The organism is Aquirufa esocilacus (genome assembly GCF_042715595.1).
Lineage (GTDB): Bacteria > Bacteroidota > Bacteroidia > Cytophagales > Spirosomataceae > Aquirufa > Aquirufa esocilacus.
Genome location: NZ_JBBKXX010000002.1, coordinates 421,773 through 445,423, shown reverse-complemented (window position 1 = coordinate 445,423; position 23,651 = coordinate 421,773). Strand labels below are relative to the sequence as shown.

The following is a 23,651-nucleotide window of genomic DNA, read 5'->3' as shown; positions in this document are numbered from 1 at the left end:
TGGAACGCGTAAATCTTATGCTTTCAATGTTTCACGTGAAACATTCACTAATTCCATTTTAAATAGATCATTCAAATGCCCTTTGACAATAGCCGAAACGGCTTCAAAATCCATTTCCTTACCTAATTCCTGCTGCAACGAAGTAACCCCACGGGTCACAATACCACAAGGCACAATATGAGAGAAATAGCTCAAATCCGTATTTACATTCAACGCAAACCCGTGCATACTAATCCAACGAGATGCCTTCACACCCATCGCGCAAATCTTACGAGCACTCTCTTCTGCAGGATTAATCCACACTCCTGTCAAACCCTCAATCCGTCCAGCCACTAATCCAAAACCCTCACAGGTTTTAATAATTGCTTCTTCTAGCATGCGCAGATATAGGTGAATGTCTGTGTAGAAATTCTCTAAATCCAGAATTGGGTAGCCCACTAATTGGCCGGGGCCGTGGTAGGTAATGTCACCACCGCGATTGGTCTTAAAATAAGTTGCGCCTATCGTAGAAAGAAATGATTCTTGTAACAATAGATGAGATTCGTCGCCACTTTTACCGAGGGTATAAACGTGTGGGTGTTGACAGAATAAGAGATAATTATTGGTGATGACCTTTGGGTCTTCCTCCAGACCTCTGTTATCTAATTTCACTGTCGCTATGCGATTTAACAAAGTCTCCTGGAGATCCCAAGCTTGCTTGTATTCTATCAGTTTTAAATCAACAAATTGGACTTCTTTATTCTGCTTCATTCTTTATCAAGAGGCTGATAGCACCAAACTAATCCCCGGGCTACCTTTAGGAAAACAAAGATACAATAATGGCAAAACATATAACACAAGGAAAATTAGGCGAGCAAATTAGCGTTGACTATCTATTAAAAAACGCCTATACCATCGAAGCAAGAAACTACCGCTACAAGAGAGCGGAGATCGACATCGTCGCAAAAAAAGGCGATCTCTTAATCTTCATAGAAGTCAAATCCCTAAGAAGAAATACCCACGGACATCCGGAACAGAAAATCACCCAAAACAAAATAAGGCTAATCAGCAGGGCTGCTTGTGCCTACCAATACCAGCATAAATGGTGCCAAGAAGTCCGATTTGACAGCATTTCGGTGAATTTTTATCCACAAGCCTTCAAAATAGAGCATTTCGAGGATGCTTTTTCGTAAATTCGCGCTTTAATAGCGCGCACATGATTCAATTTTGCACAGAAGACATAACATTCTCCTTACAAGAAAAGTTAAAACACAAAGCCTGGTTAAACGAGGTGGCGAAACAAGAAGGGAAAAAGATCCTGGAATTAAGCTATGTCTTTTGCTCAGATGATTATCTGTTACAAATTAATCAGGAGTATTTGAATCACGACACCTTAACAGATATCGTGACATTTGATAATTCAGAAGACCCGAAAAAGATAGAGGGTGACATCTTTATTTCAATCGATCGAGTAAAGGAAAATGGCGAAAAACTAGGTACTTCTGAAACAGAATTAGAACGCGTCATGGTGCACGGTTTGTTACACTTGCTAGGTTATAAAGACAAGAAGAAAGAGGACAAGGCCTTAATGACCGAGAAAGAAGATTTTTACATTAAACAATACTAAAATGTTTCACGTGAAACATTCATAGCTATGCTAAATTCATACGATGTAATTGTGGTGGGAGCGGGACACGCCGGATGCGAAGCAGCTTATTCGGCGGCGCAGATGGGCTCACGTGTTTTGTTAGTCACGATGAATATGCAGACGATTGCCCAGATGTCTTGCAACCCAGCGATGGGTGGCGTGGCAAAAGGTCAAATCGTTAGAGAAATTGATGCCTTAGGAGGAATGTCTGGAATCATTTCAGACAAGACGATGATTCAATTTAGAATGTTGAATCGTTCCAAAGGTCCGGCGATGTGGTCACCCCGTTGCCAGTCCGATCGGATGCGTTTTGCAGAGGAGTGGAGAAATGCATTAGAAGGGAATTTGAATGTTGATTTTTGGCAAGATTCTGTTCAACAATTAATCGTAGAAAAAGGCGAAGTGAAAGGAGTTATCACCCGCATGGGAATGACCTTCACAGCACGCGCCGTCGTTTTAACTAACGGGACATTTTTAAATGGTTTGATCCATATAGGGGAGAAGAATTTTGGCGGAGGAAGAATGGCTGAGCCCATGGCGATCGGACTAACGGAACAACTCGTAAACTTAGGTTTCGAATCAGGAAGAATGAAGACCGGTACTCCACCGCGTGTGGACGGAAGAAGCCTCGACTTCGCAGCTATGGAGGAACAAAAGGGCGATGAAAACCCAAGTTCGTTTTCTTACTTAACCGAAACTCCGCTGACGGCGCAACGCTCTTGCTGGATCACCCATACAAACACGAAAGTACACGAAGTCTTGCGAAAAGGTTTCGACCGTTCGCCCATGTTCGCAGGTAGAATTAAAGGTTTAGGCCCGCGCTACTGTCCATCTGTAGAAGATAAGATCAACCGTTTTGCAGATAAAGATTCACACCAAATATTTGTCGAACCAGAGGGCTGGAGCACGGTAGAAATATACGTGAATGGATTTTCAACTTCTTTGCCGGAAGACATACAATTCGAAGCGATTCGTTTAATCCCAGGATTTGAAAAAGCAAAGATGTTCCGTCCGGGTTATGCGATCGAATACGATTATTTCCCGCCTACCCAATTAACTCCTACGTTAGAGACGAAGCGCGTGAAAGGTTTATTCTTTGCCGGCCAAATCAACGGCACCACAGGTTACGAAGAAGCAGCCTGTCAAGGCTTAATGGCAGGTATCAATGCCCACTTAAAAACGCACGAATTAGATCCCTTTACCTTGTCTCGTTCGGACGCTTATATCGGAGTATTAATCGATGATTTAATTAATAAAGGAACTGACGAACCTTACCGGATGTTCACGTCGCGTGCTGAATTTAGAACACTGCTTAGACAAGACAACGCGGACGAACGCTTAACCGCCAAAGGTTACCAATTAGGTTTGGCGACCGAGCAACGCTGGAATAAATTTCAGGAGAAGAAAGCACATGTAGCTGCTTTAACCGAAGAGATAAAAAACACGAAAGTAAAACCAACGGAAGTAAACGACTGGCTAGAGCAGGAGGGAAGTGCTACCTTGAAAGAGGGGGCGCCAATCGTGAATTTATTGCGCCGTTCCGATTTGTCTTTCGACCGCATCGCAACACACCCAAGTGTGGAACCGATCGTTAGAAACTACTCACAAGAAGTGCGCGAACAAGTGGAGATCTTAGTGAAGTACGAAAGCTATATTGAGAAAGAGCGTTTGATGGTAGACAAAATGCGATCGATGGAAGACCTGTCCATTCCCGCGAATTTTGACTACGATAAGATCAAAACGCTATCGACAGAATCACGCATTAAATTGAAATCCATTTTGCCACAGACCATCGGACAAGCTAGTCGCATTTCCGGAGTTTCTGCCTCTGACGTTTCAATCTTACTTTTATTTATGGGACGCTAATGGAAAACATACAAAACTGCCCCGTTTGCGGATCACCGGATTCTACCTTGAAATTCAAGGCAAAGGATTATACGGTAACGAACGAAATGTTCCACATCGTAACCTGTGATTCCTGTCGTTTAATTTATACCAATCCCCGCCCTGCTGCAAACGAAGCTGGGCCCTACTACCATGCCACCGCTTACATATCCCATAGCGATACAAATGAGGGGATTGTAAATAAGCTATACCATGCGGTGCGTAAGATTACATTGAAATCTAAGACAAGCTGGATAGAGCCTGAGAAAAAAGGAAATAAGGAACTGCTAGATATCGGCTGTGGAAACGGACACTTCCTAGCTGCAGCAAAGGAAAGAGGCTGGAACATAAACGGCGTGGAATTAGACCCAGAAACGGCCGCTAGAGCAACAAAATTAACAGGAATAGACATTGCACCCGCTTTACGAGAAATCGCTACAGAAAAAAAGTTTCAAGTCATCACGCTTTGGCACGTTCTAGAGCATGTCTATGAACTTGACGACTACTTTCAATTTTTCAAAAACCGCCTGGAAACGGATGGTAAATTATTATTAGCCCTGCCTAACCCCGCAAGCTTTGACGCGAACTACTTCAAAGAATATTGGGCGGCTTACGATGTTCCACGACACATTTACCACTTTACGCCGGAAACCATTTCGGCATTAGCGGCGAAATACGGATTTAAATTAAAAAAGAGTAGAGGATTAATCTTTGATAGCTTTTATATTTCTTTGCTAAGCAACGAATACAAATCAGGGAACAAGCGCTTAATTCACTCGTTCTTTATTGGTTTAATTTCGAACCTAAGGGCCATGCTAGGAAGGCCGAATTATTCTAGTAATTTATACCTATTTGAACATGCGTAATTACCTGAAATTCAGTCTTTTATTTGTGTTTTTAGGTCTAGGCGCTAGCTTGGTCTTTCTACAAAGTTGTGCTCAAATGGCCTCCCCTCCAGGAGGCAAAAAAGATACCTTGGCGCCGGTGGTTGTTACATCCATTCCGATAAACAAAAGCAAGAATTTTAAGGGTAAAAAAATTGAATTAAATTTTAATGAATACGTCGCGGTAAAAAGCCTGAATCAAGAATTATTGATCACGCCGTCCATCGGGAATTATGAAACGCGCATTCGGCCTACCGGATTAACCCTAGTTTTAGATAGCGCTCTAAAAGACAACACGACCTATACATTCAATTTTAGAAACGCCATTGAAGATGTAGCTGAACGAAACAAAGGAAAAAATATCAAACTCGTTTTCAGTACAGCTAACACCATCGATTCATTGAGGATTGATGGACGTGTGAAACTATTACAGACTAATAAAAAGGCGGATAATATCACCGTAGGGCTATATCCTTATACAGATAGTTTATCTATCGCCAAGGCTAAACCGTATTATTTCGTTCGAACAGATACGTCTGGCACCTATGCTTTGGAAAACTTAGCACCCGGCAAATACTATATGGCCGCGTTTGAGGACGTAAACAATAACCTACTTTATAACTCTGCCAAAGAGTCTGTAGACTTCATCACTGAAGCGTTTATTGACTTACGCAAAAACGAGACACGCGACTTTACAATAGCACTTCAAAATCAGGATTCCCTCAAATTAAGTAAAACGACGTCTACAGCAAAAACAATCCTCTATGAATTTAATAGAGGAATTAAAGCCGCAGATTTAGGCTTTTCTTCGAGCGAAAAGCCACTCTATCAAGTAGAAAATGACCGAAACCTCCGTATTTATGTAGGTGCCTTAAATAAGGCTGATACATTAAGAATAGAGGCAGCCTTGGAAGATTCTATAGGCAGAAAATACAAGTTCAAACTAAAAGGAAAGTTCCGGGAATTAGCTAAGAAAGAAAAGTCTACCTATGCTCCTTTGAGTTTCGATATTTTTCCTAAGTTAGGTGCTCAGATTGTACCCACGGACTCTGTATTGATTATTTTTCCAAAACCGGTGTTACAATGGGTTTCAAAAAAAGTTCACATTTTAACGGAGAATGAAGATGATTTAACATTCCCAGATGAGGCCTTTAGCTGGAATAAATTCCAAACAGTTTTGACCATTAAAAGCGCATTTCTACCTAAGGCCCCCTCCTTTACTTTGGCCTTAGATAAAATCGCATTCGTGGGCCCAGAAGCAGATTCAACCAATGAATACAAGCAACTCATTAAGCGGGTGGATCCAGAAGAAACGGGTAGCATTGAGGGCGGTATTCGCAAACCCGGACAGTATATTTACCAATTGTTAAAAGGTGAAAAACTAGAAAAGGCTTACGAGCAAAAATCAAACGGAACTTGTTCTTTCCAAAACGTGGAACCGGGCATTTATACTTTACGAGCGATAGTGGATACGAACAAGAATGGACAATGGGATATCGGTAATTATAGGACAAAATCGAAAGCTGAGCCCATCTATTACTTCGAATCGAAGATAAAACTAAAGGCTAATTTCCAATTAACTGACTTGTGGATAAACACCCCTTAGTAGTGTGGATAAGTGCCTTTTTTATCCACATTCTGTCCACATAAACCGTGGATAAATGTGTATAAGTTTTCATCCACCCAGTGGGTTGTGGATAACCTAAGACTTATCCACAAGTTGTTAGCTACTTATCCACACAGGTGTATTGCCTTTTGAATTTATAAAACTCGCTGATATCAAGCACTTACAAACACAAATTCGACTTATCCACTTATCCACAGAGAACAACAAGAAGAAACAAAAAAGAGATTTAAAAATTCTTTTCTTTTTTTAATTTATATATGTGGATAAGTTTTTAGGTTGAAAAAGTAGATTTGATGCTTTTTTGATATTTACGGTATAAAAAATATTTATACGAGATAAAAAAAGATTAAATCACTTGTTTGCTTGTGGATAACTTGTGGATAAGTAAATTAGGTGCAAAAAGAACTATATTTAATACAATTTGGCTAAATTGCCAGCTCTAAACCCATCATACTAATGGTTCATCAACAATTCACCCGTGTCTTCGATTTACTAATCGCCTATCAAAACTTTCAAAAAGCTGATCTCTTTAATTTAAAGAGGGATGGGGAATGGAAGAATTATTCAACTGCTGATACGCTAGAAACAATTCAAACCTTGGCCTTAGGACTCTTAGCCCTTAAAGTTAAGCCAGGTGATAAAATTGCTATCATTTCTGGAAATCGTCCGGCGTGGAATTTTGTTGATTTCGCAGTCCAAATCATTGGCGGTGTAACTGTTCCCATGTATCCTACGATTACGATTGAAGATTACGATTATATTTTCAGAGATGCTGAGGTGAAATATATTTTCTGTGAAAATGAAGAATTGTATTTAAAAGCAAAGGAAGCTTCTAAAGGAAACAAGAAAATTAAAGGTATCTATTCCTTTGATCCAGTGGCAGACGTAGAAATGTGGACCGCTGTAAAGGAAATGGGAGAGGGTAAAGACGCCGCTGTTTTACAACCTTTGATGGATGCGGTTCAGCCTAGTGATTTATTGACATTGATTTATACTTCAGGAACGACAGGTCGCCCCAAAGGGGTTATGCTTACCCATCACAATATTGTGAGTAATGTGAAGTCCCTAGTGCGCGGAAATTTCTTTGATTTATTACCATCAGATCGTGCGCTGAGTTTCTTGCCACTTTGCCACATTTATGAACGTACAGACATTTATATGTACCTATATTATGGCGTTTCTGTTTATTATGCAGAGAGCATGGAGACTATTGCAGATAATATTCGGGAGGTGAAGCCAGCGATGTTTGCTTCGGTTCCTCGTTTGTTAGAGAAGGTGTATGATAAGATTTTGGCCAAAGGAAATGAGTTAACTGGAATTAAGCGAAAACTGTTCTTTGGGGCATTGGAATTTGGCTTACAATATGACCCGATGGAAAAATTGGGGTTCCTTGATTCATTAAAATTAGCGTTCTATCGAAAAGTCATCTTCAGTAAATGGAGAGAAGCCTTAGGTGGGAATGTGCGTTTGATCGCATCAGGTTCTGCGGCTTTGCAGCCTCGTTTATCACGTGTCTTTTGGGCAGCCGGTATTCCTGTTTCAGAAGGCTATGGCTTAACAGAAACATCGCCAGTCATTTCCGTATCTCGAGTGAAACCGGTGGACTTTAAAGTAGGTTGTGTAGGATCTTTAGTGGATTGTATTGAATTAAAAATTGCAGAAGACGGGGAGATTTGTGTAAAAGGGGATTCTGTGATGGTGGGTTATTACAAGAATCCTGAGGCGACCGCAGAGGCGATTGATCCGGAGGGTTGGTTCCATACGGGTGACATCGGTATGATGGTGGATGGAAAGTATTTGAAGATTACAGATCGTAAGAAAGAGATCTTTAAAACCTCTGGTGGAAAATACGTGGCGCCACAATTAGTGGAAAATAAGTTGAAAGAATCTGCTTTCATTGAGCAATGTATGGTGGTAGGTGAAGGCCAAAAATTCCCATCAGCGCTTGTCATCCCGGAATTTAATGCCTTGCAAGTATGGGCAGATCAACAAGAATTAGGGATAAAGGGTCCAGAAGCATTGATCAAAAATCCGAAAGTGTTTGCTAAAATCGAGCAGGAAGTTCAGGAAACGATGGCATCTGTGGCAAAATACGAACAAGTGAAAAAATTCGTTCTGTTGCCGCGTTTGTTTACGGTGGCGGATGGAGAAATCACTCCTACTTTGAAATTAAAGCGCAAGGCGATTTACGCAAAACACGAGAAAGCTGTTTTGGCTTTATATGAATAAATTGCGTTAGGCCCTTTTTTTAAGTAATTTTGGTTTCTTAATGAATCGTATGTCGACAGGAAAAAAGGTAGCCCTTATTACGGGTGTAACAGGACAAGATGGCGCTTATTTAGCGGAATTTCTTTTAAATAAGGGCTATATCGTGCACGGTATCAAGCGTAGAAGCTCGTTGATTAATACCGATCGCATTGATCATTTGTACCAAGATCCGCACGTGGATTCGGCCTCTTTTATCTTGCATTACGGAGATTTAAGTGATTCTACGAATATCATTCGCATTATTCAAGAAGTGCAGCCGGACGAAATTTACAATCTGGGGGCCATGTCCCACGTGAAAGTTTCTTTCGACGAACCAGAGTATACAGCACAGGTAGACGGTATCGGCACCTTGCGTATTTTAGAGGCCATACGCTTGCTAGGTTTGGTTAAAAAGACCAAAGTGTACCAAGCTTCCACTTCGGAACTTTACGGCCTTGTACAGGAAGTTCCGCAATCTGAAACAACTCCCTTCTACCCTCGTTCTCCTTACGCTGTCGCTAAATTATATGGCTACTGGATTACGGTGAATTACCGGGAAGCATATGGGATGTTTGCGGTAAACGGTATTTTATTTAATCATGAATCTCCGCTTCGCGGCGAGACCTTTGTGACGCGTAAAATCACGAGAGGGGTTGCCCAAATCGCTTTGGGTAAAGAGAAAAAGATTCACTTAGGCAACCTAGATGCGAAACGCGACTGGGGCCACGCGAAAGATTATATTGAGGCGATGTGGTTGATTTTGCAACAAGATACTCCAGAAGATTACGTCATCGCGACAGGAATTACGACCACCGTGCGCGAATTTATCCGCCTTTCTTTTGCGGAAGTAGGCATCGAAGTCGCCTTTACTGGCGAGGGTGTGAATGAAAAAGGAACCGTTGTTTCTTGTTCGAACCCGGCGTATCAAGTGCCGGTGGGACAAGAAGTGATTGCGATAGACCCACGTTATTTCCGTCCTACGGAGGTGGAATTGTTGATCGGTGATCCGACGAAAGCCAAAGAAAAACTAGGCTGGACCCTAAAATATGATTTAGCCGCGCTAGTGAAAGACATGGTTCAGGCAGACGTAAAACTTTTCTCAAACAAATAAGATGAGTACACGGATCGCCATTATAGGCTTAGGATATGTGGGTTTTCCGCTGGCGGTGGAGTTTGGAAAAAACATCCCCACTCTTGGTTTTGATATTGACACGAGCCGCATTGCGGAATTAAATTCGGGTTTTGACCGCACACAAGAAGTTACAGCAGAACAATTAAAGGAATCTATTTTTTTAACTTTTTCCTCGAATGCTGCGGATTTAAGCACTTGCAACACCTTTATCGTTACGGTTCCTACCCCCATTGATCACTTCAAAAAACCGGATTTAAGCCCTCTTTTGAAAGCATCTGAGATGATTGGCAAGGCTTTGAAAAAAGGCGACTTAGTCATTTACGAATCCACTGTTTATCCAGGTTGTACGGAGGAAGATTGTGTACCTGTTTTGGAGAAATTCTCCGGATTGAAATTCAATGTAGACTTCTTCTGCGGCTACTCGCCAGAGCGAATTAATCCAGGTGACAAGGTAAACACTTTGACCAAAATCAAAAAAGTAACCTCTGGATCCACTCCCGAAATTGCCGAAAAAGTCGACCAACTTTACCGCTCCATCATCACCGCAGGCACCCACAAGGCGCCATCTATGAAAGTCGCTGAAGCTAGTAAAGCTATCGAAAACGCTCAACGCGACGTCAATATCTCGTTTGTAAACGAATTGGCCTTAATTTTTGACCGGATGGGCATTGATACCACCGAGGTGTTAGAAGCTGCCGGAACGAAGTGGAATTTTTTAAATTTCAAACCCGGTTTAGTAGGCGGACACTGCATAGGTGTGGACCCTTATTACTTATTGCACAAGTCTGAAAGCCTCGGTTATTATCCACAAGTGATCCTTTCGGGTCGCCGCGTGAACGATAATATGGGGATTTTCGTTGCGAATAAATTAGTGAAACTCTTGATTAACAAGGGTCAAAAAATCGCCGGCGCCAAAACCCTCATGCTCGGCATCACTTTCAAAGAGAACTGCCCAGACATCCGCAATTCCCGCGTGGTGGATATCTACAAGGAATTAGTAGACTTTGGCATGGACGTAGATGTCTACGATCCTTGGGCAAACGCAGCCGAAGTGAAGCATGAACACGGTATCGAACTAGTCTCGAAACTAGCCGACAAATACCAAGCGATCGTTTTAACTGTCGCTCACACCGAATTCCTAGATCTTCCTTTTGCTGCCTTGAAATCAGAAAACGGGGTCATTTTCGACATTAAATCGATTCTTTCCAAAGACTTGGCAGACGCCCGTTTATAAGCATGGCCTGGTACGCGATTTATACAAAATCCAGAATGGAGAAGAAAGTCTCCTTGCGCTTAAAAGACCTAGGCATTGAAGCCTATTGCCCCACCACTAAACGCAAGAAACAGTGGTCTGACCGCAAAAAATGGGTCGAAGAAGTTCTTTTCCGCTCCTACGTTTTTGTTAACATCGACCTCGAAAAGCAAAGCGGCCTTGTCCGCCGCACCTTGGGTGTTGTGAACTTCGTCTACTGGCTCCATAAACCGGCTGTCATTCAAGACGCTGAAATCCTCGCCATCAGACAATTTCTGTCTGACCACCTCGAGGTAGAAACCGTTGGCTCTCACGCCAAGGTGGGAGATTACATCACGATTGAATCCGGACCACTAACTGGCCAAACGGCCAAGATTGTGGGATTGAAGAATAAGCACGAGGTGAGGCTTAAGATTGAGAGTTTGGGGTTTGAGTTGGTGGCAGCATTAGCAGATAAATAAAGGCGATAGCCTTTATTTATCTGCTAATTAAAGAATAAAGCATAAAGCACAAAGAATAAAGATGGTTCAAAATAGGCTTCGCCCATTTTGATGGGTTTAGAAATATTTCACATACGAATAACCGAAGGTTATACCACCTCTATGCTTTATTCTTTGTGCTTTATTCTTTATGCTTTAATGTGGGTTTACCCAAAAAAAAGATAGCTCACTAAAATAGCCGTAAGGATCCCCACTAAATCCGCCGTTAAACCCGCCCACAGCGTGTAGCGAATGTTGCGTACTTGGACAGAGCCATAATACAGGGCGATGACGAAAAGGACGGTTTCTGCAGAACCTTGGAAGACGCAAGAAAGGCGGCCGGCGAAAGAATCGGGACCGAAAGTTTTCATCGTATCAATCATCATGGCGCGAGAGCCGCTACCAGAAACGGGGTGCAAAAGGGCGGTAGGCATCGCATCTGTGAAGCGGTTATCTATACCCAGATAGTTTACGGCCATTTTCATGCCGTCTACGATGAAGTCTAAAACGCCTGAGTTGCGAAGGCAAGAAATGGCTACGAGCATGCCTACGAGGTAGGGAATGATGCGGACAGAGGTTTCGAATCCGCCTTTGGCGCCCTCTACGAATGTCCCGAAAATGTCGACTTTCTTATAAAAAGCGGCAGCAATGAAAGAGAAAATGAGAGCGAAAAGGATACCGTTGCTGAAGAGTTTCGATTGGATATCGATTTGCTCTTTAGGGAGGCTGCTGAAGTACCATAAAATGCTCGCAAGAATAGCGGTGATACTGAAAAGCCAGCCGAAAAGTACGGGGTCAAAAAGGCGTATTTTTTGCTTGAAAGAGACAAAGATTAGACCCGTGATGGTGGCGGCATAGGTGGCCATCAGGCATGGAATAAATACGTCTGAGGCGTCTTGTGCACCATAAATGGCACGCTGGGCCATGATGGAAAGAGGGATTAAAACGGGGCCTGCACTGTGGAGCACGAGGAACATGATTTGGGCATTAGAGGCGGTTTCTTTGACCGGATTCAAATCTTGTAAACCCTGCATCGCTTTTAAACCGAATGGAGTGGCAGCATTATCCAGTCCTAATAGGTTTGCGGAGAAGTTCATGATCATTTGGCCGTGTACGGGGTGATCTTTCGGAACTTCTGGGAAAAGACGAGAAAAGAAAGGTTGGATTTTGCGGGCTAGAAAATGGATTGCTCCGGCCTTTTCTCCTACTTGCAAAATGCCCATAAAAAAGGCCATGACGCCAGTTAATGGCAGCGCGACTTTCATGACTGCGACTTCGGCTGAGTCAAACATGCCATCTACGAGGACTTTAAAAATATCAGTATTACCGAAGAAAATGAATTGAATGAGGGCGACGACGAACGCGATACCGAAGAACAAAAACCAAATCCAATTTAAAGCCATAGTTTCTAAGAGGTAAAAAACGATTAAATTTAGGGAAAATTCCGTCAAAATGAAGAGACTATTCGCTAAAGCAGGAATAATCCTGCTGTTAAGCCTTTCGCTAAAAGCCCAAAAAACGACTTGTGCCGCAGAACTTTCGATGCAAAAACAAGGCCTACTGGAGGTAACATCACAAGTACCCGGGGTTTTAGTCGAACTAAAATATGCGACGGCGGATAATTTTATGAAGAAAGACGTGTACGGTTGTTTGACCCATGCCTATTTGCAAAAAGAGACGGTGGCGAAGTTGAAGAAAGCGCAGGAGAATCTGGAAAAAGCACACCCGGGATACCATTTGTTGATTTATGATGCGGCGAGACCGCTCTCAAAGCAGTGGGATCTTTGGAATACATTGACTGAATATACCCCAGCGAAAAGGCGCATATATGTGGCGGACCCTAGGGAGCATTCGATACATAATTATGGAAGCGCGATCGATTTAACGGTGGCGGACGAGAAAGGTAGACCGCTAGAGATGGGGACGAAATACGATTTCTTTGGTGAAATGGCCTATCCTAAAGAGGAGGCGCGACTTTTAAAGGCAGGGAAATTAAGTCAAAAAGCCATCGACAATCGCCTCATCTTACGACGGGCTATGACACAGGCTGGTTTTACCTCCATTGAGTATGAATGGTGGCACTTTAATGCTTTCTCGCGGAAAACAGCGAAACAAATGTTCCAAGTAGTACCTTAAAATAGGGTTTCATCCTGATGCCTTGCCGTTTATCCTAAATTCAGGAGTGGCATTCGTGGGAATGTTTACCTTTGTATACATTTTATTTTTGACCTTATGTCTTTAAAAATATTCAGCCTTTCCGCCCTGCTTTTAGTTAGTGGAATTTCGGCATCAGCCCAAAACGCTTCGGCGATTCAAGCAAACGGTAATACCGTACAATTATCGCTTTCTAAAGCGGTAGAAATTGCATTACAACACAATCTGAATGTGAAGTCCTACGAGGTGAGTTTGCGCAACGCACAATTGCAGTTGCAGCAGTCGAAAAACAACGCCTTGCCTAACTTGAACGCGAACATTAACCAATCGGCTTCTTTTGGACGTAGTATTAACCCGTTTACGAATGGCTATGATTCGCGTAACATTAATTACAATAACCTAGGTTTAAACGCGGGAATGCTTCTTTTTAATGGGGGCCAAATCCGTAACTCGGTACTCCAAAACGATTATAACCTCAAGGCGTCGCAAGAAGATTTGGCATCCATCAAGGAGAATATTTCGCTTCAAGTGGTGCTTGCTTATTTAGCTATTTTGAATTCAGAAGATCAGTTAAGCATTGCTAAATCACAAACGGAGATCACAAAATTGCAGATTTCTCGCACGGAGAAATTAGTGAATGCAGGTTCACTTGCCCCATCTAACTTGTTAGATTTGAAAGCGCAATTAGCGAATGAAGAATCGAATGTGGTTAGTTTCCAGAGTTCACTAGACTTGAACAAATTAACGTTAATTCAATTATTGAATGATTCAAGCATTTCTGCTATCGAGTTGCAGCGCATTCAAATTCCTACGCCTAATTCAAGTGCTTATGAAACAGGCATGGATGATTTATATGCCAAAGCCTTAGCCATCCAGCCCCTGGTAAAAGCAGCTGATTTGCGCGTTCAAAGTGCTTTAAAAGGCATTTCAGTAGCGAAAGCAGGGACGATGCCTACGTTGTCTTTAAGTGCAAGCATGTCAGCGAACCAGTCGAATGCATTAACGATGGGCTATTTTGACCAATTGAATAATACCCAAAACAAGGTGATTTCCTTAGGTTTAAACATTCCGATTTTTACGCGTTTCGCTAATAAGACGAGAATTGCACAGGCAGGTTTACAGCGCGAGAACGCTTCGATTGAGGCATCTAAAGCGCGCCAAAATCTTCGCCAAAACATCGAGCAGGCTTACGTTAATTTAAATAATGCGGCGATGAAATATGAAGCAGGCCTTTCGCAAGTATCGGCTTTAGAAGAGTCTTTCCGCGCTGCTGAAAGCCGTTTTCAAGCCGGAACAATCGATTTCGTAAGCTACAACTTACAAAAAACGAATTTAGATAAGGCGCGTTTGAGCTTGATTCAATCGAAATATGATTTCGTGTTTAGAACGAAAATTTTGGATTTTTATCAGGGGAAGAGTTTGGTTTTTTAGTTGTAGAGCAACTGAAAAAACAGTCCGAAGGAAATGAGTCCGGAGGAAAGAAAAAAACAGTCCGAAGGGAATGAGTCCGGAGGAAAGAAAAAAACAGTCCGAAGGGAATGAGTCCGGAGGTAATTGGGTTTAAATAAATTATAATTAAATAAGTGCGACTTCGGACTATTGCGCAGCAATACGACTCCGGACTTTCGTAAAGCGAAACAATTATGGCAACTAACAACAACAGTAAGCGGACTTGGATGATCATCGGAGGCGCGGTGGTATTGATTTTTGGTGGATTATTTCTAGCCAAAAAAATGGAATGGATCGGGAAAGTAGAGCCTACAGAAGTAGAGTTCGCGAAGGTTTCTCGTTCAACGATCATTGAAAAAGTAAGTGCGTCTGGAAAGATTCAGCCGGAGGTAGAGGTGAAATTGTCGCCAGACGTTTCTGGGGAGATTGTTTCCTTGAACGTAGCGGAAGGTGATTCGGTAGTCGCTGGCCAGGAATTGTTGAAGATTCGTCCAGATAACTATGTGTCTCTTTTGGCACGTGCAGAAGCACAAATGAATGCGACGAAAGCAAATATGGAGCAAAGTAAGGCGGTGTTAGCCCAAAGCGAAGCACGTCTTTCTAAGGCTAAAATCGACTACGATCGTAACGCGAAATTGCACAAGGACAAAGTAATTTCTGATGCGGACTTTGATCAATTTGTATCAGCTTATACAGTAGCTAAACAAGATTTGGAAGCGGCAAAAGCAAACGTAAACGCCGCGAATTACAATGTGAAATCATCACAAGCGACATTAAAAGAAGCGAAAACGAATCTAACGAAGACGACGATTTATGCCCCTCAAAGCGGTATCATCTCGAAGTTGAACGTAGAATTAGGGGAGCGTGTGGTAGGAACTTCACAAATGGCAGGAACAGAAATGTTACGTATCGCGAACTTGAACAAAATGGAAGTACGCGTGAACGTAAACGAAAATGACATCACTCGCGTAAGTATCGGCGATACCGTATTAATTGATGTAGATGCATTCTCATCAAGCGAGCGTAAGTTCAAAGGGGTGGTGTATGAAATTGCGAGTTCAGCGAATTCAAGCGGAACGGCTTCCGCGGTTTCAAATGACGCGGTAACCGAATTCGAAGTGAAGATTCGTGTCTTGCGTTCTTCTTATGCGGATTTAATCAAAGGTAAATTATCGTATCCATTGAAGCCGGGAATGACAGCGTCTGTAGAGATTTTGACAAACAGAAAAGAAAACATCGCTACGGTACCATTATCTGCAGTAACCACTCGTGAGATCGGTGCTGAGGTGAAAGAGGGCGAAAAGAAGGAAGATGACGGAACGAACGCGACGAACTCTAACGATGCCTTAGAAGCGAAGAAACGCAAGGAAAACACGAAGGAAGTAGTGTTCGTGATGGAGAAAGGTAAAGCGAAAATGATCCAAGTGAAAACAGGCATCTCTGATTTTGAAAATATCGAAATCGTGAACGGCTTGAAAGACGGACAAGAGATCATCGCAGGACCTTATGCGACAGTTGCTAAGAAGCTGAAAGAAGGAGACTTAGTGAAGAAGAAGGATCCGAAAGCAGCAGAAAAGGCCGCTGACAAGAAATAAATTCAAAAAAAACAGGGGGCTATCTTGCATTTAATGATTTAGCCCCCTATTTTTGCAGTCCCAATAGGAACCAAATTCCTTCTTAGCTCAGTTGGTTAGAGCACATGACTGTTAATCATGGGGTCCCTGGTTCGAGCCCAGGAGAGGGAGCGGTAATCAAAAAGAGGTCATTTCGACCTCTTTTTTTGTTTAAAAACCATCCTATCTTTCTGTAAAGAGACATTTTTTGTGGTTGCAACTTTTTCATTTTTAATACCTCATTTTTCGTATGAGTTACAACCCTAAATCACTGGGTTGAGGTGAAATGTGTTTTATCGTATCATTTGGCAGGTTTAATTTTGGATTTTGTGGTTCGAGGTCAGTAGCTGGTTTCGTGTTTAATGGACATATTTCATTAGGGGTTTTGCCTGTGAATTTCTGTTTTTGCCAATAGTTGGTTTTAATCGGTATTTTTTGTTGGCGAATAATATGTAAATTTCGATCCAAACGAACCGTGAAATGATTCACGATGGTGTACCCCCAATTGGGGTATTTTGTATATGAAGTATATAACGCTAAACTAAATTTTAGATGAAAAAAGTCTTATTCCTTATTGGGTGTATTATAGCCCAATTCTCAGCTAAGGCTGATGTTCAATTACCTGCTATCATTGGCGACCACATGGTTTTGCAACAAAAAAGTAAAGTGAAATTATGGGGATGGACAACGAATCCCAATGAAACGGTTCAGGTAAAAGTTTCTTGGGACACAACACATTACAAAGTCAATGCTAAATATGGTCACTGGATGTTAGACGTAAACACTCCAGCGGCTTCCGAAAATCAAAGCATCAGCGTTTCTGGCGCGAATAATACCATTCAAATCTCAGATGTACTCATCGGCGAAGTTTGGGTATTTTCAGGACAAAGCAATATGGAATGGAGTGGTGATCAAAATTTGCGAGAAACGTTGGATGAAATGCCCAATGCAACAAATAAGCGTATTCGGTTCTTTTATATTCCAAAAGCGACTGCAGATTTCCCCCAAGAAGATGTTCGGGCAAAATGGGTAGTTTGTAATCCTGAAGCGATGAAATCATTTTCTGCTATCGGATATTTTTTTGGTAAAAAACTCAACGAAAAATTAGGCGTACCGATGGGTTTGATTAATTCGAATTGGGGCGGAACTCCAGCAGAGGTTTGGGTTCCCCAAGATAAGGTTATAAGTAATCCAACTTTGGCCAATGCAGCTAAGAAATTACAAACCTACGAATGGTGGTCTAGCCGTGCAGGTGACAATTACAATGCCATGATTGCACCTATTTTGAATTATCAAATTGCAGGAGTATTATGGTACCAAGGGGAAAGTAATGTAAGCCAGTATTCCACGTACACAGAATTAATGAGTGAATTAATTCTTTCTTGGAGAGCAGGATTTAAGAAAAACGTTCCTTTTTACTTTGCACAAATTGCTCCATTTGATAAATACCCAAGTAATTTTGGTGCTAAATTAAGAGAGGCTCAAACAAAAAATTTAGCCCTTGAAAATACGGCAATGGTAGTTTTGACTGATTTAGTACCAGATGTTAGCAATATCCATCCTACTCAAAAAATTGAAGTAGCAAATCGTTTTGCCAATTTAGCGTTGGTTAAAAATTATGGACAGGATGTTGGCCCTATTTTTTATCCCAAATATGATCGTTTAAAAATCGAAAAAAATAAAATCAGAATTTATTTCCGAGAAATAGGAAGTAAGTTAGTTACGAAAGATGGGGCAGAACCTAGTCATTTAATGATTGCCGGGGCAGATCAGAAATTTTATCCTGCAAAAGGAAAAATTGACGGAACCACTTTGGTCGTTTCTTCAGATGAGGTAACCAATCCCGTAGCTGTACGATTTGCTTTTAATAATACCGACATGCCTAATTTATTTACCAAAGAAGGCTTACCTGTTAATTTATTCAGAACCGATAATTGGGATAACTAATTTCATTCCGGAATGACAAAATGCTTTCAATTTAAACAAAGAAAACGGTTGCAACATTTCACCTAGTAAGGGAGCAAGCCGATCAGAAATGATCGGCTTTTTTGTTGTATTTCGGGTTGTTGGAAGGATTAAAAAAATTCATAGTATATTTGATTATGCTAAAATTTGATAGAACGTATAGCACCTCTGGAAACCTTTTTGATCAAAAAGAAGAGGCTACACATTACGTAGGAATGAGCAAGGAAGAAATAGGTAAGGTTTTTGCCTATTTAAACAGTGTTTCTTATAATTACCCTTTTGGGAATCCACCTAAAATGGACAAAGCGGTATTTTCTACACGCAAAAAGTAGCCATGGGGAATATTTTTAATTCAGATTTTCAAGAATTTTTATTGGCTTTGAATAAAAATGAAGTCAGCTATGTCTTAGTTGGAGGATATTCCGTTATCTATCATGGATTTCCCCGAACTACAGGAGACATTGATATATTTGTTGAGGTATCAAAAAACAATTATGATAAATTGGTTCAGGCCTTTGAGCAATTTCAAATGCCTCTTTTTGATATGACTGAAGAGTCCTTTCTTCACCAAGCACACATAAATGTATACACCTTTGGAAGGCCCCCTGTGTGCATTGAAATCTTGAAAGAAATATCTGGATTTACTTTTCAAGAAATTTATAACAATGCATTAGAAACTGTTTTTGAAGAAATCCCAATGAAAGTAATCCATATCAATGACCTGAAAAGAAACAAGGAAATAAGTGGTAGAGCCAAGGATTTAAATGACTTGGAAAATCTGTCTAAATTGTGAAATTGGCTTGCCCCCTTTTATCTTAGCACCTATCATTTAATACGTCTTCCTTGAACTGAAGTAATAGTTGCTTCATCTCCTTTATCTCTTTCATCTTTTGCTCTAAAGAGACCAATTTTTCGGCTAGAATTTCAAGCTTTTGTTCTTTGGTATAAGCATTATTATACCATGCATTAATGATTTGTCCTATTTCTTTAATGGTAAAGCCTACCGACTTTGCATCACTAATGAATTCCAATTTTTCAACGCTTACTTCATCATAGTGGAAGTAATTATTTGAAGTAACAGAATCGTCTTGTTTACCCACGATCAACCCCGATTTCTCATAAAATCGAATGGTGTGTGCTGAGAGCCCCGTTCTTTTTGATAGTTCATTTATTAGCATGTGACAAATATAGTGGATTGAAAATAAATGTCAACCATAGACCATACTCTAATGTTGTGGGTTTAAAATAAAGGGAATAGATTTGTTCAAAATCAAATAAACAAATGATGAATAAGACCATATTGATTACCGGAACGTCTAGCGGCATTGGAAAAGCAACCGTTTATGAGTTCGCAAAAATGGGGTGGAATGTGATAGCTACTCAACGAAATCCTGCAACAGAAACAGATTTCAACCAATACCCCAATGTAAAATTATACCCCTTGGATGTAACAAACCTTGAAAGTATTTCCCAAGCGATGTCCCGTGCTATAAACGATTTTGGTAAAATTGATATTGTGGTAAACAATGCAGGTTATGGTGTTGATGGCGCATTTGAGGCTATGTCAGATGAGATCATTGAAAAACAATTCAACACTAACGTCTTTGGATTAATGCGTGTAACTAGAGAAGCAATAAAACATATGAGACCCACTGGTGGCGGAATTATTATTCAAATTTCGAGTATGGGAGGAAAAATCACCTTTCCTCTTTACAGCATTTACCACGCTACGAAATTTGCAGTGGAAGGTTTTACAGAGTCGTTACATTACGAGTTAAGTCAGTTTAATATAAAAATGAAACTCATTGAACCGGGCCCCATCGTTACTGATTTTTATGGCCGAAGTCGTCAATTTATTAAACCTACTGATACAAATCAATATGACGGGTTTATTCAAAAGTTTAATAATGCTGCAGAGAAAGTAATGAAAGATGCTGAAGGTCCAGAAGTTGTAGCAAAGATGATTTACAAATCTGCAACTGACAATAGTAATCAAATGAGATATGCAGTGGGTAAACCCGGCCCTATGTTGTTGGTGCTAAGAAAATTGCTTTCTGATAAGTTATACTTTTTGATGGTTAGAAAAAGTTATAATTTATAAATATGCCACCTGTAAAGTTGCAGCGTATGTTAATAGAGATAGTAAGCCGATCAGCAATGATCGGCTTTTTTGTTTTATAGTTACCCCCAGTTTTAATAATCCAATCATTTTTACAGCGGCAACATCCTTATATTTGTTAAAATGAATATAAAATGAGCGAAGAAAAGAGCGTATCCGCAGCGGAGAAAATGTTAGGTGATTTTGCACCAAGATTATTGGGCTATACAGATAATGTATTGTTTGGCGATGTCTGGGAGGGCAAGGAGCTTTCAAGGCGCGAAAGGAGTTTAATAACGGTGGCGGCTTTAGTTGCGGGAGAACATTCTAACCAACTCAAATTTCATTTGAATTACGCGAAAGAACATGGTTTAACGGAAGCGGAGCTCGTGGAGGTTATCACCCACTTAGCTTTTTATGTAGGTTGGCCTAAGGCTATGACGGCTATTATGATTGCGAAGGAGGCGTTTGGGCAAGAGAAATTAACGTAGTTTGATTTTAATTACATTAATCCACCACACAACGAAAACCGGTATGCTGCAAGCCTGAGTCTGGGCTTGACTTCATCCGTGCGGAGCACCGGTAACTAGAACAATACCCATCATTGCATAAAAAAGAACCACCGCGCATGACGCGTTTGGCAACACCGGGCTCATCCGGGTCATCACTCGTGGAAGGGCCACGTGGGTTTAGACTCGGACTCTTTTTATAATAATCGGCACGGTACCAATCCGCGCACCATTCCCATACATTTCCAGCGGTATCATATAATCCATAGCCATTTGCAGGGAAAGATTTAACCGGAGCAGTGGTCGTTTTATACCCGTCTAATGCTTGATCCTCATAGGGGAAATGCCCCTGGAAACTATTCGCTTTATACGGGGCGGAATTCACCGACACGTCCCCCCAAGGGTAAATCTTATTTTTTAATCCCCCACGGCTGGCCCATTCCCATTCTGCTTCTGTGGGTAATCTTTTGCCGGCCCAACGGGCATAGGCGGCGGCATCATCCCATGAAACATGAACGACGGGATGATTTTCTAGTCCATGAATCGTTGACCCAGGACCTGTGGGGTGTCGCCAGTCGGCCCCTCGTTTAAACGCCCACCATTGGGAATAGTCGCTTAAATCGACCGGACCTGTTGTAGGAACAAATACCAAAGAACTGGGCGCCAAAAGCGAATCTGCCGGTTTAGGCGTTCCCTTCGGAAATTGCTTAGACAACTCTGTCCAATCAATCGTCTTTTCAGCTGTGGTTATGTAGCCCGTTGATTTAACAAATGCTGAAAACGCCGCATTGGTTACCTCAGTTTCATCCATCCAAAATGCCTTAATACGCACTTGATGTAACGGGTATTCGTCTGCACGACCCTGCGTATCGTGTGAGCCCATAGAAAATATACCTCCCGGAATGCGCTTCATGCCAGCCTGGGATTTCAACGTAGGTTTGGGACTAGGCGATTTTATTTGCTTCAGCCGATTGGGTGTGGAAACGTGGCATATAGGTATTTTAGCCTGACTGAAAACAGACAGTGTGATGACTAATAAATAAAGGGTAATAGAATACCGACTCATTTTCTTTTGGCTTTCATCTCCGCCGCCTTTTGTTTCGGCACACCGAATACCTTTCCTTCTGCTGCATCATTCAAAAAGCGATCTATGTAGCCGTTGCTAATGGTGCTATTGTCCTTGTATTTCAGTCGTAATGCGTCTAATTGCTTATGCAAAGTCTTTCGAATCGAAGCATACGCCGGATCATTGTAGACATTCTTTAATTCCAAAGGGTCCTTCTCGCGGTCAATAAGCTCCCAAGCATCCGTAGAAAAATAGTAATGAATTAACTTATATTTCTTAGTCACGATGGCATAATGTCGATTCACCATGTGTTCTGCTGGGTATTCATAATAGTGGTAATATACTGCATCGCGCTTCCAAGATTTACCCGTCATCAGAGGGATTAGACTTTGGCCTTGCATATCTTTAGGCGCTGGAATGTCTGCTGCATCCAAAAAGGTTTGGGCAAAATCGAGGTTTTGAACTAAAGCATCTGATTTTTGACCGGCTTTAATTTGGCTTGGCCACGACACCATCAGCGGAGTCTTGAAGGATTCATCATAGATGAAGCGCTTATCGAACCAACCGTGCTCGCCTAAGTAAAATCCTTGGTCGGAAGTATACACAATAATCGTATTTTCCATTAAGTTATTCGCTTCTAAATAATCCAATAAACGGCCTACGTTCTCATCTACTGATCGTAAAGTTCCTAGATAATCTTGCATGTAGCGTTGAAATTTCCAGCGCATTTTATCTTGCTCCGTCATGCTCGGGTAGGCCTTGATGAATTCCGCATTAATACGATCGTAAACGCGGTCAAAATTCGCTTTTTGGCTTGGGGTTAATCGGCCCATTTCAGCAGCGAAACGACGTTTATCAAAACCGATTTCTGGGATTTTCAATGAGTCCATCGTAGCTGGATAAATTTTGTTATCCCCGGCCCAGCTCATACTGGTTAGGATATTCATTTCGGCTTCTTTTGCGGGAGATGTCCGACCAGAATAATCATCGAAAAGCGTCTTGGGTTCTGGGTACGTTTTCTGCGTCATTTCATTCAAATGACGTTCTGCCATTAACCAGGAACGATGTGGAGCCTTGTGTAAATACATCAATAGGAAAGGTTTTTCAGGAGTTCGCTCCTGCTTCAACCAGTCCAAAGTCATGTCGGTAATTATATCTGTCACATAGCCATTGACTTTAATATTCCCCTCGTTTTTTGTGATGAAATCAGGATTATAATAATTGCCTTGGTCAGGTAAGATTTTGAACTGATCAAAGCCCTTTGGGCTATTTCCAAAATGTAGTTTCCCAAACATCGCGGTTTGGTATCCGTTTGCCTGTAAAATCTGCGGGAAGGTAATGTTCGTTGTATCGAATTTAAAGTGATTGTCGACCTTACCATTTAGGTGTGAATGCTTACCGGTTAGTATCGTGGCCCGACTGGGCGCACAGATGGAATTGGTCACGCTGGCATTCGTAAACAGGATACCTTTTTTTGCAATGCGGTCTATGTTAGGAGTCGAAATTAAGCGTTGGTCATATGCCGAAATGGCCTGATAAGCATGGTCGTCCGACATGATGAAGATGATGTTCGGACGCTTATTGGTTTGCGCTAAAATTTGTGAAAAGCTCACGCACATGAGCAATCCAATTAATATATGTTTCATATAAATAGGTTTAATATTG

Annotated in this window: 22 protein-coding genes and 1 tRNA gene; 18 read left to right on the top strand and 5 right to left on the bottom strand. The window is 41.5% G+C overall.

From position 1 onward, the window contains the following. Positions 1-15 precede the first annotated feature (15 nt). Positions 16-750 carry a lipoyl(octanoyl) transferase LipB gene (gene lipB / locus SKC37_RS07545; RefSeq protein ID WP_377980888.1) on the bottom strand — a complete coding sequence of 245 codons (735 nt, stop codon included), beginning with the start codon at positions 748-750 and terminating at the stop codon, positions 16-18. Between the two features lie 68 nt (positions 751-818). On the opposite strand from lipB, the gene SKC37_RS07540 reads away from it, so the two are divergent. The 9 genes from SKC37_RS07540 (at position 819) to SKC37_RS07500 (ending at position 11,114) form a co-directional block, all read left to right on the top strand. Continuing rightward, complete coding sequence (locus tag SKC37_RS07540; protein WP_377980887.1) at positions 819-1,172, top strand: YraN family protein; 354 nt, start codon at positions 819-821, stop codon at positions 1,170-1,172. Positions 1,173-1,195: 23 nt separating this feature from the next. Further along, a complete protein-coding gene (gene ybeY / locus SKC37_RS07535) occupies positions 1,196-1,606 on the top strand; it encodes an rRNA maturation RNase YbeY (RefSeq protein ID WP_269001288.1) in 411 nt (136 codons plus the stop codon). A gap of 27 nt (positions 1,607-1,633) precedes the next feature. Beyond that, positions 1,634-3,493, top strand: a complete 1,860-nt coding sequence (gene mnmG, locus SKC37_RS07530) for a tRNA uridine-5-carboxymethylaminomethyl(34) synthesis enzyme MnmG (protein WP_377980886.1) — start codon at positions 1,634-1,636, stop codon at positions 3,491-3,493. Beyond that, positions 3,493-4,377 carry a class I SAM-dependent methyltransferase gene (locus SKC37_RS07525; protein WP_377980885.1) on the top strand — a complete coding sequence of 295 codons (885 nt, stop codon included), beginning with the start codon at positions 3,493-3,495 and terminating at the stop codon, positions 4,375-4,377. The genes mnmG and SKC37_RS07525 overlap by 1 nt, the downstream gene beginning before the upstream one ends. Continuing rightward, on the top strand, positions 4,370-6,001 hold the full coding sequence (locus tag SKC37_RS07520; protein ID WP_377980884.1) for an Ig-like domain-containing domain: 1,632 nt from the start codon (positions 4,370-4,372) through the stop codon (positions 5,999-6,001). Before SKC37_RS07525 ends, SKC37_RS07520 begins: the two co-directional genes overlap by 8 nt. A 477-nt stretch (positions 6,002-6,478) precedes the next feature. Continuing rightward, on the top strand, positions 6,479-8,251 hold the full coding sequence (locus SKC37_RS07515) for an AMP-dependent synthetase/ligase (RefSeq protein ID WP_377980883.1): 1,773 nt from the start codon (positions 6,479-6,481) through the stop codon (positions 8,249-8,251). Positions 8,252-8,300: 49 nt separating this feature from the next. Then, positions 8,301-9,380, top strand: coding sequence for a GDP-mannose 4,6-dehydratase (gmd, locus tag SKC37_RS07510; protein WP_377980882.1), 1,080 nt, complete (start codon positions 8,301-8,303; stop codon positions 9,378-9,380). Position 9,381: 1 nt separating this feature from the next. Further along, positions 9,382-10,635: a nucleotide sugar dehydrogenase gene (locus tag SKC37_RS07505; RefSeq protein ID WP_377980881.1), complete on the top strand. Its 1,254-nt coding sequence runs from the start codon at positions 9,382-9,384 to the stop codon at positions 10,633-10,635. A gap of 2 nt (positions 10,636-10,637) precedes the next feature. Then, entirely contained in the window at positions 10,638-11,114 is a 477-nt protein-coding gene (locus tag SKC37_RS07500) for a UpxY family transcription antiterminator (protein ID WP_377980880.1), read from the top strand. A 185-nt stretch (positions 11,115-11,299) separates the two neighbouring features. Here SKC37_RS07500 and SKC37_RS07495 read toward each other — a convergent pair whose 3' ends face one another. Next, a complete protein-coding gene (locus SKC37_RS07495) occupies positions 11,300-12,535 on the bottom strand; it encodes a nucleoside recognition domain-containing protein (protein ID WP_377980879.1) in 1,236 nt (411 codons plus the stop codon). A 49-nt stretch (positions 12,536-12,584) separates the two neighbouring features. Between SKC37_RS07495 and SKC37_RS07490 the strand changes: the two genes are divergently transcribed. From SKC37_RS07490 to SKC37_RS07460, 7 genes are all read left to right on the top strand, one after another. After that, complete coding sequence (locus tag SKC37_RS07490; protein WP_377980878.1) at positions 12,585-13,268, top strand: M15 family metallopeptidase; 684 nt, start codon at positions 12,585-12,587, stop codon at positions 13,266-13,268. Between the two features lie 96 nt (positions 13,269-13,364). Further along, on the top strand, positions 13,365-14,717 hold the full coding sequence (locus tag SKC37_RS07485; protein ID WP_377980877.1) for a TolC family protein: 1,353 nt from the start codon (positions 13,365-13,367) through the stop codon (positions 14,715-14,717). A gap of 212 nt (positions 14,718-14,929) precedes the next feature. Further along, complete coding sequence (locus tag SKC37_RS07480; protein ID WP_130922427.1) at positions 14,930-16,330, top strand: efflux RND transporter periplasmic adaptor subunit; 1,401 nt, start codon at positions 14,930-14,932, stop codon at positions 16,328-16,330. A 76-nt stretch (positions 16,331-16,406) separates the two neighbouring features. After that, positions 16,407-16,480: transfer RNA gene (locus tag SKC37_RS07475), tRNA-Asn, on the top strand. 420 nt (positions 16,481-16,900) lie between these two features. After that, entirely contained in the window at positions 16,901-18,295 is a 1,395-nt protein-coding gene (locus SKC37_RS07470; protein WP_377980876.1) for a sialate O-acetylesterase, read from the top strand. Positions 18,296-18,450: 155 nt separating this feature from the next. Beyond that, positions 18,451-18,645: a hypothetical protein gene (locus SKC37_RS07465; protein ID WP_223129763.1), complete on the top strand. Its 195-nt coding sequence runs from the start codon at positions 18,451-18,453 to the stop codon at positions 18,643-18,645. 2 nt (positions 18,646-18,647) lie between these two features. Further along, positions 18,648-19,106, top strand: coding sequence for a DUF6036 family nucleotidyltransferase (locus SKC37_RS07460; RefSeq protein ID WP_223129764.1), 459 nt, complete (start codon positions 18,648-18,650; stop codon positions 19,104-19,106). Positions 19,107-19,128: 22 nt separating this feature from the next. Here SKC37_RS07460 and SKC37_RS07455 read toward each other — a convergent pair whose 3' ends face one another. After that, positions 19,129-19,491 carry a MerR family transcriptional regulator gene (locus SKC37_RS07455; protein ID WP_377980875.1) on the bottom strand — a complete coding sequence of 121 codons (363 nt, stop codon included), beginning with the start codon at positions 19,489-19,491 and terminating at the stop codon, positions 19,129-19,131. A gap of 104 nt (positions 19,492-19,595) precedes the next feature. Between SKC37_RS07455 and SKC37_RS07450 the strand changes: the two genes are divergently transcribed. Both SKC37_RS07450 and SKC37_RS07445 read left to right on the top strand, forming a co-directional pair. Beyond that, positions 19,596-20,414: an SDR family oxidoreductase gene (locus SKC37_RS07450; protein ID WP_377980874.1), complete on the top strand. Its 819-nt coding sequence runs from the start codon at positions 19,596-19,598 to the stop codon at positions 20,412-20,414. A 152-nt stretch (positions 20,415-20,566) separates the two neighbouring features. After that, positions 20,567-20,902 (top strand): carboxymuconolactone decarboxylase family protein, encoded by a 336-nt coding sequence (locus tag SKC37_RS07445; RefSeq protein ID WP_377980873.1) that lies wholly within the window; start codon positions 20,567-20,569, stop codon positions 20,900-20,902. 16 nt (positions 20,903-20,918) lie between these two features. Here SKC37_RS07445 and SKC37_RS07440 read toward each other — a convergent pair whose 3' ends face one another. Beyond that, on the bottom strand, positions 20,919-21,986 hold the full coding sequence (locus tag SKC37_RS07440) for a formylglycine-generating enzyme family protein (protein ID WP_377980872.1): 1,068 nt from the start codon (positions 21,984-21,986) through the stop codon (positions 20,919-20,921). Further along, positions 21,983-23,632, bottom strand: coding sequence for a sulfatase family protein (locus tag SKC37_RS07435; RefSeq protein WP_377980871.1), 1,650 nt, complete (start codon positions 23,630-23,632; stop codon positions 21,983-21,985). Before SKC37_RS07435 ends, SKC37_RS07440 begins: the two co-directional genes overlap by 4 nt. Between the last annotated feature and the right edge of the window lie 19 nt (positions 23,633-23,651).